Genomic DNA, 11,416 nt, shown 5'->3' with positions numbered 1-11,416 from the left:
GGTGATAGCAGCCCTTTGGCTGACGCCATTCTGGACCGCATCGTCCATGATGCATATAAAATCAATATCGAAAGCTTGGATCCCTCGAAAGATATTTCTATGAGAGAGATTTATGGCTTGGATAAAGATTTAACAGAGTAATCTTCGGTATCGGCTCCCGCGGCTCCGGACAGGCGGCTCACACCGCTAGAACATCGGTTTCCTGTTCCGGACAAGCGGTTTCCGCTTCTCCGGAACCACGGTACTGCCGTACCGTAATATACAGTAGTTGTAGGATTTAAACTTCCAGCAATAGGAACAGGAGGGATACCTCATGAGTGAATATGAGTTTTTATAAACGGTAAATGGCACAATAAGGTGCAAAAAAAATTATAAGCGGAAGGAGCGTTTTGAAGACGTGAAATTGAAGTGAATTTACTGGTCTTTAAAAAACGTATTTCCCGCTTTAGGAAAACATAAAATCATAGAATGCTAGATAAATAATCCTGCAAAATTATTCTGTTACGTATGAAATTGTCAATAAGATGGAAGAATATAGTGAATTGTTCTTTGACTTGGCACAAAATGTAGTAGCAAATGGGTTTCTTATGAAGAAAATCGGGTAAATGCGACTGCTGTTTTGTTAAATGAAGCTCCTATATTTATTCCGAATGAACGAATTCGTGTTTTCATGCAGGCCGATATTGATGAGGGGATGGTTATTTTGAGTACGAAGAGTCAATCGCTGGACTTGGACTTTACAACACAGTCCGGTATAACTATTAAATATGACAAGTCGGTAGGAGGATTTGTTCAGAATTGATGATACGGCTCGAAATATTGAATTATGGATGGTAAAAAAACAGATGAATCTGAATGGAGAAGGAGAGGATATTGTTATGTGTGGATATATTTCACAGCCCGAAGGTGAGAATTCTTGTGGTGCGTATTCATTAGCATATTATTTGTGGGCGACTGAACAAAAACCTTATAGTGTCGAGACTGGCAGAGCGGTGGTTGACAATATATATAAGGAGATACAATTTAAAGGAACAGATGCAGAAGAAGCTGCAAACAGAGTAAATCTCAATCCAGAATATTCGAATCCTGCTGCAATGGTAAAGTATCTAAATGATAGGTCTCTTTGTGCCAAAATGTATATGTCGGGAGAAAGTTTTCTTAATGATATAGCAATGCGCCTAAGTATCAATGTGGATATAAAAGAAGATGTTTTAGAAACACTATCTACCGACATATACGTCATAATTATATGTAGTATAGGTGAGCCTACGCAATTACAACTACACTACATGCTTGTTAAGAAAGAAGGCGGGGCCTTTCAGTTAATGGATTCAAGAAATCCAGAAGGTGGTGTGTGCTGGAAGTCGTTTTTAAGAAACCCCGATCAAAAAATTACATTTGGCGATATGAAGTCCGATTATACCTACACTGGTGCGGGTATACTTATAGGCTAAGTACTTGTTTTTTATAATACGTGAAATAGACTTGCAAAATTCATGACGTGAATTTTTGTAGGTCTATTTTAGTTAAGTTTATTTTTGCGATATAGTTATTATTAACTTAAACTATTTATGGTGCTGTAATATTTTAATGGGCACAGTTTTAAAATTAAGAATCGATAAACACCTTATAACACTTGACATCAAGGCAAATCAAAAAAACAGAATTTGTCCTTTCCAGAAAATCTAGAGCATTTAAAAGTTGAATTTATGGCGTATGTATATTGGTTTAACAACAAACGAATTCATTTAAGTTTGGGCTATAAAAGTCCTGTAGAATTTAGGCAAGCAATCCTCTGAAAATTTGTCCGGAAAAGTGTTGTCAATCCAAAGAACGCTATAGATAACTATATCCATTATTACAATCATCATCGAATCAAGAATATGTTAGGTTGGTTAAATCCGGTCAACTATCGACTTAATATTATCGCTGCATAAAAAAAGCGTAGCGGCAGAAATCGCTACTACGCTTTGGGTTAACTTTATGAGGTCACTTCAAAATCCAGTCGTCTTTGTGTATAAGAATTTATTATTCAATGTAAATATTACACTTAGGTCAGGCTCTTTAAATGGTAGTGTAATCAACCATCGTGTATTTTATATTCTAGGTGAATCCGTATCGTCAAAAAATTCTCCGTGAGGGAAAAGCACTTCATGAATATTATCCATATCTTGTTTAAAAGTATCGTCGCTAACTCCGAGGGAAGTCGCTATATCCCTCCAACTATTACTAATCTGCTTCATAGCGAGTACATCATTAATTGGTTTTTCTGTGTTGATGGATAATTCATTCGCTACAGCAATATCACGTGGTTGATATCCTTTTTCCAAAAGCGGCAGTGATGTTTGTTTTGGAATATCTAAGTTATTTTCAAATAAAGTTGACACAATATCATTGTGAGACGCTTTCATCTTTTTTTCGGTAACACCTAAAGCTTTTATTGCATCTCGCCAATCACTGTAATTTCTTTTTACATTCATAACATCTGTAAGAGATTTTTCACTGGCTTTAGCTACAAAAGCTGCCATCGACAAATCTTTAAACTGGACGCCCTCATTGAGATAGCCTATAACATCTTTTTTATCAACACCGCACATATCAGAAAGTTTTTGTGCTATTTTGTCACGATCCAACTTTTGCTGTCCGATTGCAAGTAAAGGTTGTTCGCTAATTCCAGGACTCTGAGGGGCTGCTGCAACAATCAAAGTGCTCATTGTTCCTGCTAAAATAGTAATGCCTGCAACTAAACCAATCATGCTTTTTTTTGATATAAAATTCATAAAATATACCTCCTCATTTTTGATGATTCGCTAAAAATTAAATAAATTCATGTGTTATTGGCAATAACAGCCCCTAAGATGGCTCCAACAACAACGCCAGCAACAATATTATCATTGTTATCGTGGTGACGTTCGCGGTGGCGACGTGGTGGAGGTGGAGGTGGACCGTCACGGTGATCATCATTATGATAATCATAGTAAACGACTTGACTTTGAGACAAGTTATTGTTTAAGGGCAGCGATGATGCTTCGGAAATACCCCCCAAAATACCCGTGAACATTAAACCACAAATAGTAGAAGCAATGATCTTTTTTGATACATTTTTCATAGCTAAGTCCTCCTCTTTATATTTAGACAAAAATACTATCTTTAGATATTATATCTTAAAAATAACAATTATTAAATAGCAAAAACAGTCTATATAAAATATAAGTTATCTATTCTTTATTTAACTATTACCAAAATCAGATTTCTTCTAATTAGAAGAAAAGGATATATGTTAGTGTAGCGTCTACCTTATAACGTTAATATGTTGTTTACAGATCACTTTCATATTCTTAATCATGAGCATTATATATATTTAATGATTCAAGATATACGCTATACTAGTCTAAAAAAATGTCCGCATACATTCATCGTGTAAAAATCCGTGATTATACTCATGCATACCGTTTGTTTTTTGAATGTATTGCAACCTTTTATAACACCGTGAGAAGTCACAGCCCTTGCAATTATTTATCTCCAGATGAGTACGAACGCAAATACTAGTTTGTTAATTAATAAGCTGAAGAATTTCTCATTTTAATTTGTACTAAATCTTGATATAGGAGCAGGTGCAAGTTTTTTGAGCATTTTCTTGCAATACTCATGCACTTATTATACGCCTTATGGGCTTTGAGTTCAGGTACTAGTGGGGTTTTGATTTTTGCAGTTCACATTATTAAAAATTTCTCCATTAACGAAAATGCCTGACATCAATACATTTTATGCTTTTCCTGTCCTCATAGCAGGCCTTACAATATTGTAGCCTATCCAAATTAATTTGGCTGATGAAGTGTGTATTTTTAGCCTATTATATTTGTCGATGGTTTTTGTTTGCACTTTTTAGGTGCAAATCTTTATTTGTCTGTACTAGTTGGTATTATTATAATAGAAATATATTAAATTTTGATTTACTATAAGGAGGATAAAAATGGAAAATTTAAGAGTTTTATTAGTATGTGGATCAGGTGCTTCAAGTGGTTTTATGGCGGCCAATATTCGCAAAGTTGCCAAAGCAAGGGGGTTAAAAATAAATGTTGTTGCACGGAGTGAATCGGAGATTGAAAATTATATTGATGATATCGATTGTTTAATGATTGGACCCCATTTAGCTTATGCTGTAGATGAAGTTAAGGAAGTCATAGGCGATAATAATATCAAAATTGCTTTGATGCAACCAGAATACTATGCCAAGTTGGATGGTGAAAAAGCGTTAGAGCATATTTTATCTCTATATAAATGAGAAAAGGAGAAATTGGAGAATGAATACAGTAATTAATTGGTTAAGAGATAGTTTTGCGCCAAAAATGAATATTGTTAATAGCAATGTTTGGGTCGTAACTTTAAAAGATTCAATCATGCAGGTATTGCCGTTTATTCTGCTAGGGTCTTTGTTTTGTGTATTGGCAATTTTAAATGACTATTTTCCATCACTACCGTCTTTTTGGGTTCCTTTTGATTGGACTATGAGTAAGATTTCTTTATTTATAGCATTTTTAATTCCTTTTAATTTGATGGAAAAGAAAAAACTCCGCAAACAACGTATTATTGCCGGATTGACGGGACTTGTACTATTTTTAATGGTTGTTACACCTCAAGTGATTGCGGATAAATCTATTGGCTTTTCACATCCTTCTTTAGGTGCAGGGGGAATGTTTATTGCTATTTTTTGTGGAATATTTACTGGTTATATTATGGGTTTGTTTGGAAAATTTTCTTTTTTTAAGGAAGATTCTGCTATCCCGGATTTTGTGAGGGCATGGTTTGATTCTATGCTGCCAATTGGAATAATCATCTGTATAGGTTGGATTAGCGTGTTAATTATGAAGATAGATATTTATAATTTGATTCTTTCTATATTTATGCCGCTTGCATCGTTTATGGAAACTTTCTATGGATTTACTTTTTTCATGTTTCTTTCATGTTTCTTATATTCTATGGGTATTTCAGGTTGGGTGCTGACCCCTGTGACAAAACCAATTTTTTTGGCTGCTATTACGGCAAATGTCGCATTGGCAGCGGCTGGCGTAGGAACTAATGATTCTCAGTTAAATGTGGTTACAGCAGAGACCATTTATTCTGCATATCTTTGGGTAGGTGGAGTGGGGTGCACTCTTCCGTTATTAATCATGATGATACGCTCAAAAAGTAAATCTATTAATGCCTTGGGAAAAGCTTGCTTAGTGCCTGGGATTTTTAATATTAATGAACCAATCGTATTTGGAGTGATTGCGTGGAATCCGGTTATGATGCTTCCCATGTGGCTGCAAGGATTAATTCTTCCTGGGATTGTATGGATTTTTACAAAAACAATTTCGCTAGTACCAATTCCCATGATGTTGTTTGATATGTGGTACTGTCCTTTTCCGATATCCACTTGGATTACGACAAAAAGTTTGACTGGATTGCTTTTGCTGGCAATTATTATTGCTGTATCTACTATAATTTGGTATCCTTTTTTCAAAATTTATGAGAAGCAAAAAATAGAAGAAGAAAGAAATTAATAAATGATAATTATAACTCCCCAGTTAAGCATGCTGAGGGAATGGAATAAATAATAGTGCTGAATAAGATGGAATAACTTTTTTACCTATACAAAAATAAGGAGATATATTCTTGTATCAATCGTTGGAAAAAATGTTTATAAAAAATGCTTTTCCAACGCAACGTAGCCTTTCGAGCTATGATTACATCTACCAGGAGGAAAATATGGATAAAAAAATAATAACACCTGCAATGGACATCATTATACAAGCTGGTGATGCAAGATTGCTTATCTTTGATGCGTTAACAGCTATGGCAGATAATGACTATGAAAAGACGGCTGAAAAACTGCAAGAAGCACAGAAAAAGATGACAGAAGCACATAAGATTCAAACAGATATGATCCAAGGGGAAGCTAAGGGCGAGGCAATTGGCTATTCGTTATTGTTTACACATGCCCAGGATACTCTTATGACAATTTATAGTGAGCTTAACATTGCTAAAAAACTGTATAAAGTATTTGAACCTTTAGAAAAGCGTATTACTAGATTAGAAAAGAGGGATTTGTAATTATGTTTAACAATAAAGAATACGTATTAAAAAAAGACTTTTTTTGGGGAGGTGCTTTGGCAGCTAATCAATGTGAGGGTGCTTGGAAGGAAGATGGAAAAGGCTGGTGTGTGGCCGATATTAATAGGTACAAAGATAATATCCCCTTGAATAAAAAGTATAACGAAGAAATAACGACTCAGGATATTTTTGCGGCAATAGAGGATAAAGCTGGTATTTACCCGAAACGGTGGGGCATTGATTTTTATCACACGTTTAAAGAAGATATAAAATTATTGAAAGGGCTTGGAATTAATACTTTAAGAACATCTATTAATTGGGCAAGAATTTTCCCAAATGGAGATGATGAAGAACCCAATGAAGATGGCTTGAAATTTTATGATACGTTAATTGACGAATTGTTAGCCAATGAAATAGAACCGATGATTACTATGTCACATTATGAAATGCCTCTTCATTTAGCGATTAAATATAATGGATGGTATTCTCGTGAGGTTATTGGCTTTTTTGTCAGATATGGTAAAGTGTTGCTGGACCGCTATAAAGATAAAGTTAAATATTGGATTATTGTTAATCAAATTAATTTAATTGGACATGAGTCTTTTAATCATTTAGGCATTCCGGAAGATAAAGTTGATAATCTATTGGAAGCAAAATATCAGGGAGTTCATAATGAAATGGTTGCCTGTGCTAAAATTACTCAGTATGCTAGAGCAATCGACAAAAATATTCATATTGGAATGATGTTTTGCGATGGAATTAGTTACGCTGCAACCTGTAAACCAGAAGATGTTTTGGCAAACTATAAGAGAAATCAGATGGAATTTTTATATGGTGATGTACTTTTGCGTGGGAAATATCCTGGTTATGCCTATCGCTATTATAAAGATCACGACATACACATTGAATTTGGACTGGGTGATGAAGAAGTTTTGAAAAATACGGCAGACTTTATGGCAATTTCGTATTATTATACCAAAATTGCGGATGTAGAAAGTATGAAAAAGAAAAAAACTTCTTATGATAATCCTAATATTCAGCATAGTGATTGGGGCTGGGGAATAGATCCTGTTGGACTTCGCACTAAGTTGAATATGTACTGGGATAGGTATCAAAAACCAATTGTCATAGCTGAAAATGGTCTGGGATGTTTTGATAAAGTGGAAAAAGATGGGAAGATTCACGATGCTTATCGTATAGAATATTTGCGTGCTCATATTGAACAGATGAAGGAAGCTATACATGATGGAGTTGATGTATTTGGTTATTATCCATGGGGACCAATCGATATTATAAGTTGTTCTTCTTCGGAGATGTCAAAACGATATGGTTTTATCTATGTTGATATGGATAATTATGGGGACGGTTCCCGTAAACGTAGCTTAAAAGATAGTTACTATTGGTATAAAGAAGTTATAAAGTCAAATGGGGAAAAACTTTAGTAGTATAATATAAAAATGTTCCGTTAGAGATATTCTGCTAGAATTGAAAACTAGCTACAGGATATCTCTATGGTTATATGTATTATCGAAGAGAAATATGCCTTTATGTATTTGAACAATTAATAGAAAAGTGAAAATTAAGAAAATTAAGGAGCAGTTATAAACGGTTTATTGGATATCATAGGAATAATAGAAATGGTTTTAAATAAGTCGATAACATTGGTTGCTATAGCCGTAGCATCTTTGATTTGTAATGTAATATGGCTACGAATACTTTAGATATATTGAAGTGAGTAGAGTGCCAATTACGGTTTTTATTACATCAACAATAGCTATTTTGTTGGGCATTTTTATTTTTCGAAAAATGCTTTCTGCAAATGAATTTATTGGAATTATATCTGTATTATTTACCACTTGAGTATTAAATAAAAAATCATGATACAAGTAAGGTGGAAGAAATGAAGAGTATCTATGAAAGATTAATTAAAATTTTGTTGGATAATGATGAATGGATGACGGCAAATTCTTTGGCAGCTAAACTGGATGTGTCGAAAAGAAGCGTGAAAACGTATATAGCCCAAATTAAAAGTAAAAAAAATGGTTTGATTGCTTCGTCAAGAAAAGGTTATTTAATTGACACGAATAAAGGGGAAGAGTTATTTGCGGAGTCAGAAAAAAAGGTGCCACAGATAGCAAAAGAAAGGATAAATTATATTATCACCAAGATTTTGACAAATGATGATTGTGGAGATGCAAGAACAGATTTATACCAATTGGCGGAAGAAATTTTCGTAAGCATTGAAACGATTCGAAAAGATATGGTGAAAGTAAAAAGAAAAATGCGAGAGTTTGACTTGTTTATTGTATCTATCGATTATTATGTGAAAATTGAAGGGAAGGAATTAGACAAAAGAAAAATATTAGCTAATATTTTATATGAGGAATTTAATAAAAACATTATGAGCTTTGAGATTCTGCAAAAAGTATTTCTTGGATATGATCTTAATATTTTGAAGACTATTATTATTGAACAATGTAATCAATATCATTATTTTATTAACGAGTATGCCTTGTTGAATCTCATATTAGACATTGTTATCGGAATTGATCGGATAAAAAAAGAACGGACTTTTAGCCAGGCAAGAACAGAAAAAAATAAAATTGGAATAAGGGAACAGGAGTTAGCGCGGGCTATTGCACTTAAAATAGAAGAAAGCTTTCATGTGCATTATAGTTCTTTTGAGCAGGAAGAATTGACCATTATTCTATTAAGTCATTTAATGAAAATAGATTTAGTGGCTTTGAATAATGAAAATATTAGAAGAATTGTAGGAAATGATTGCCTAAGAATTGTTGATGAGGTGAAAATTTTATTAAAAAATTCTTATTTTATTAATGTCGATAATCCGGATTTTATTGTTAAATTTACGTTGCATATTAAAAATTTATTGGTTAGGTTGAAAAATGGATATATAACTCAAAATCCATTAGTTGAGCATATAAAAAGAACGTGCCCACTTATTTTCGAGAGTGCTTTAGAAGTGGCTAATAAAATTAGAGAAATTACAAATTTTAACATAAAGGAGGGAGAAATTGCGTATATAGCACTTCATATTGGGGCAAATTTGGAAAATCAAAAATTGCAAAGGAAAAATGTTAGTTGTATAATATTATTTCCACAATATTATGATTTTTCTAATATTATAATGAAGAAAATGAACGAACGATTTGGAGAAAGACTGGATATAAAAACGGTTATTACTTCTCTTGATAGAGAACAGGGGAATGTCGATTTATTGATATCAACTATACCAATCAATGCAACAAAAATTTCTGAATGGGTTCTCATAACTCCGTTCGTTAATGACAAAGACTTTGCAAATATCGAAGAAAAAATTCGAAAAATTTGCTTGCGAAAAAAGAAAATGAAGCTGAAGGAGCAGCTAATGCAAATTTCAAATCCTAAATTTTTCTATAAAAATATTGATTTAAACAACAAAAGAGAAGTAATTAAGTTTATGACCAATAAGATGGTGCAAGAAGGCTATGTGAAGCCTTCTTTTTACGATGAAATTTTTTATAGAGAAAATCAAGCTTCTACGGCTTTTGGTCATATTGCAGTACCACATTCAATGAAAATGAATGCGAAAAAAACGGGGATGTTTGTTTTGCTAAATGTGAAAAAACCGATATCATGGAATAATCAATTAGTTAATATAGTGCTAATGTTTGCAATTAATAAAAATGAGAAGGTAGTTTTTCATGAGGTATATGATAATTTGATTGTATTGCTTTTGGAAAGAGATAATGTTATGCAGTTGATTAAATGCAATGACTATAATGAATTTATTGAAAGAGTCATTGAATGTTATTGTTGAGGCTGTGAAAAATATCTGTAAATAAACTGTCGCTTCAACAAGGTCAAAGTCATTACATTAGACCTTGTGTGCAAATTAATATTTTAAATAATAATTCACGCTGGTCTTGTCATATATACCAATGCAACTCATCAATTAAAACAACTAATTTTCTTGGGTTGTATCTCGAGGTTGGTGTCTACAGTCAGCGGATTGGTGAAGCTTATTTTTCACCAATCATGCCGATAGAATCCCATCGGATAAGAATGCTGAAAGATTGATTACGTTAGGATTGGATTCCGTGAAGCTGAACGAAAAATATTTTTGCTCAGCAGTTTAAAGAAAGACAACACGTTAATAAAGAAGATCTTTTAGTAATTTTTGACCTTCCCAAAATTAAAAATGAAGTTTATGATGATTATCGTTATGAACACGAAGTACTACATTAATATAGCAGATGCTGAAACTAAACTTATTGAAAAGGGTTGAGCGATCTTCAAATTGAGAGATTGGCAATCTTAAGGAGTATCATTTATAGTGGCATATTCAAAAAAATGGGGAATTTATTATGATTGATAAACTGTTAAAAGTCATTATTGTTGTAGTCGGTACTATGGTGGCTGCTTTTGGCGTTACAATTTTCTTGAACGGAAACATTGGGGTAGATCCCATCAGCACCTTAATTCTTGGTGTACAGTGCCATGTAGATATGAGTTTTGGGACTATTAATCAGATATTTAGCAGCATTCTGCTTGTGATTATGCTTTTTTTTGACAAAAAAAACATAGGTGTGGGAAGTGTATTCTATGCTTTGGGTTGTGGATATTTTATCAATATATTCACGATAATGGGAATTGGGCAAAATATAGAAATCACAAGCATCGGCGTGACTCTATTAGGCGTTGTTATATTTGGTATGGGACTCGGAATCTATTTATCAGGCAATTTAGGTGCTGGGCCTGTAGAAGTCATTATGCTCTACTGGGCAAATAAGTTCAGTTTTTCGATAAAAGTTATTCGAATCTCACTTGATGCTACATTTGTTGTTATTGGATTATTGTTGGGGGCTAAGCTTGGAATTGGAACTTTAATTGGTGTTTTACTTACGGGACCATGCATAGAAGTAACCTTAATTACGATAAAAGTTTGCTTCAAAAAGGGACAACTGAATTAGAATTAAAACCCCAAAGTGATATATTCCTTTTAACGGATCATAAGGAACGTATGGGTTAAAATTTGAATGTGTTTGACTTTAATCTTTCTGAAACTGATATAAATATGATCCGGTCTTTGGAGGAAAAAGGTAAGCGTCAAAAATGCCGTTACCTTGACAACACGTCAGTTGGTAACGGCATTCGTTTTGCAGTAAGCTGGAACGAAATTCGGCATTAATCGTTGCAGTGCCTCAACATCATTTCGTATATTCCAGTTTGGTGCATTTTTGAAAATATAAGTCAAATATGCATATGGATTTAAACCATTTTCTTTTGCAGTTTCTATAATGCTAAAAACAATGGCACT

The 11,416-nt window shown here is 33.4% G+C and carries 12 protein-coding genes and 2 pseudogenes; 11 read left to right on the top strand and 3 right to left on the bottom strand.

The window, feature by feature from the left end; translation table 11 throughout:
- From F606_RS24100 to F606_RS24090, 5 genes and pseudogenes are all read left to right on the top strand, one after another.
- Positions 1 to 141, top strand: a pseudogene (locus tag F606_RS24100) (AAA family ATPase); the annotation flags it as partial.
- A 478-nt stretch (positions 142 to 619) separates the two neighbouring features.
- A complete protein-coding gene (locus F606_RS0120040) occupies positions 620 to 802 on the top strand; it encodes a hypothetical protein (RefSeq protein WP_019555651.1) in 183 nt (60 codons plus the stop codon).
- Complete coding sequence (locus F606_RS0120035; protein WP_019555650.1) at positions 789 to 1,454, top strand: hypothetical protein; 666 nt, start codon at positions 789 to 791, stop codon at positions 1,452 to 1,454. The genes F606_RS0120040 and F606_RS0120035 overlap by 14 nt, the downstream gene beginning before the upstream one ends.
- A gap of 213 nt (positions 1,455 to 1,667) precedes the next feature.
- Complete coding sequence (locus tag F606_RS24095) at positions 1,668 to 1,799, top strand: IS3 family transposase (RefSeq protein WP_407635991.1); 132 nt, start codon at positions 1,668 to 1,670, stop codon at positions 1,797 to 1,799.
- A 27-nt stretch (positions 1,800 to 1,826) separates the two neighbouring features.
- Positions 1,827 to 1,937 (top strand): annotated as a pseudogene (locus F606_RS24090) (IS3 family transposase); the annotation flags it as partial.
- 159 nt (positions 1,938 to 2,096) lie between these two features.
- On the opposite strand, the gene F606_RS0120030 reads toward F606_RS24090, so the two are convergent.
- Both F606_RS0120030 and F606_RS21845 read right to left on the bottom strand, forming a co-directional pair.
- Positions 2,097 to 2,780 carry a hypothetical protein gene (locus F606_RS0120030; protein ID WP_019555649.1) on the bottom strand — a complete coding sequence of 228 codons (684 nt, stop codon included), beginning with the start codon at positions 2,778 to 2,780 and terminating at the stop codon, positions 2,097 to 2,099.
- Positions 2,781 to 2,827: 47 nt separating this feature from the next.
- Complete coding sequence (locus tag F606_RS21845) at positions 2,828 to 3,109, bottom strand: hypothetical protein (RefSeq protein ID WP_019555648.1); 282 nt, start codon at positions 3,107 to 3,109, stop codon at positions 2,828 to 2,830.
- An 864-nt stretch (positions 3,110 to 3,973) separates the two neighbouring features.
- Between F606_RS21845 and F606_RS0120020 the strand changes: the two genes are divergently transcribed.
- The 6 genes from F606_RS0120020 to F606_RS0119990 all read left to right on the top strand — a co-directional run bounded on the left by F606_RS0120020 (position 3,974) and on the right by F606_RS0119990 (position 11,069).
- A complete protein-coding gene (locus tag F606_RS0120020; protein ID WP_019555647.1) occupies positions 3,974 to 4,285 on the top strand; it encodes a PTS sugar transporter subunit IIB in 312 nt (103 codons plus the stop codon).
- Between the two features lie 19 nt (positions 4,286 to 4,304).
- Positions 4,305 to 5,546, top strand: a complete 1,242-nt coding sequence (locus tag F606_RS0120015; RefSeq protein ID WP_019555646.1) for a PTS sugar transporter subunit IIC — start codon at positions 4,305 to 4,307, stop codon at positions 5,544 to 5,546.
- A 205-nt stretch (positions 5,547 to 5,751) separates the two neighbouring features.
- The gene (locus tag F606_RS0120010; protein WP_026329521.1) at positions 5,752 to 6,096 is read left to right on the top strand and encodes a PTS lactose/cellobiose transporter subunit IIA; all 345 of its coding nucleotides are present in this window, start codon (positions 5,752 to 5,754) and stop codon (positions 6,094 to 6,096) included.
- Between the two features lie 2 nt (positions 6,097 to 6,098).
- Positions 6,099 to 7,538, top strand: coding sequence for a glycoside hydrolase family 1 protein (locus F606_RS0120005; RefSeq protein ID WP_019555644.1), 1,440 nt, complete (start codon positions 6,099 to 6,101; stop codon positions 7,536 to 7,538).
- A 458-nt stretch (positions 7,539 to 7,996) separates the two neighbouring features.
- On the top strand, positions 7,997 to 9,916 hold the full coding sequence (locus F606_RS0119995) for a BglG family transcription antiterminator (protein WP_019555642.1): 1,920 nt from the start codon (positions 7,997 to 7,999) through the stop codon (positions 9,914 to 9,916).
- Positions 9,917 to 10,463: 547 nt separating this feature from the next.
- Positions 10,464 to 11,069, top strand: a complete 606-nt coding sequence (locus F606_RS0119990; protein ID WP_019555641.1) for a YczE/YyaS/YitT family protein — start codon at positions 10,464 to 10,466, stop codon at positions 11,067 to 11,069.
- 164 nt (positions 11,070 to 11,233) lie between these two features.
- Here the strand turns inward: F606_RS0119990 and F606_RS21840 are convergent.
- Positions 11,234 to 11,416, bottom strand: a 183-nt coding sequence (locus tag F606_RS21840; protein ID WP_019554982.1) for a transposase domain-containing protein, incomplete at its 5' end; no start/stop codon positions are given.

It is taken from the genome of Propionispira raffinosivorans DSM 20765, from assembly GCF_000381065.1.
Classification (GTDB): domain Bacteria; phylum Bacillota; class Negativicutes; order Selenomonadales; family Selenomonadaceae; genus Propionispira; species Propionispira raffinosivorans.
The sequence above is the reverse complement of the archived record's forward strand: the minus strand, read 5'-3'. Positions and strand labels throughout refer to the sequence as shown.

Coding starts and splice junctions, on each gene's coding strand:
- F606_RS0120030 (WP_019555649.1), bottom strand. CDS start 2,780: ATGAATTTTATATCAAAAAAAAGCATGATTGGTTTAGTTGCAGGCATT.
- F606_RS21845 (WP_019555648.1), bottom strand. CDS start 3,109: ATGAAAAATGTATCAAAAAAGATCATTGCTTCTACTATTTGTGGTTTA.
- F606_RS0120005 (WP_019555644.1), top strand. CDS start 6,099: ATGTTTAACAATAAAGAATACGTATTAAAAAAAGACTTTTTTTGGGGA.
- F606_RS0120010 (WP_026329521.1), top strand. CDS start 5,752: ATGGATAAAAAAATAATAACACCTGCAATGGACATCATTATACAAGCT.
- F606_RS0120020 (WP_019555647.1), top strand. CDS start 3,974: ATGGAAAATTTAAGAGTTTTATTAGTATGTGGATCAGGTGCTTCAAGT.
- F606_RS0119995 (WP_019555642.1), top strand. CDS start 7,997: ATGAAGAGTATCTATGAAAGATTAATTAAAATTTTGTTGGATAATGAT.
- F606_RS0119990 (WP_019555641.1), top strand. CDS start 10,464: ATGATTGATAAACTGTTAAAAGTCATTATTGTTGTAGTCGGTACTATG.
- F606_RS0120015 (WP_019555646.1), top strand. CDS start 4,305: ATGAATACAGTAATTAATTGGTTAAGAGATAGTTTTGCGCCAAAAATG.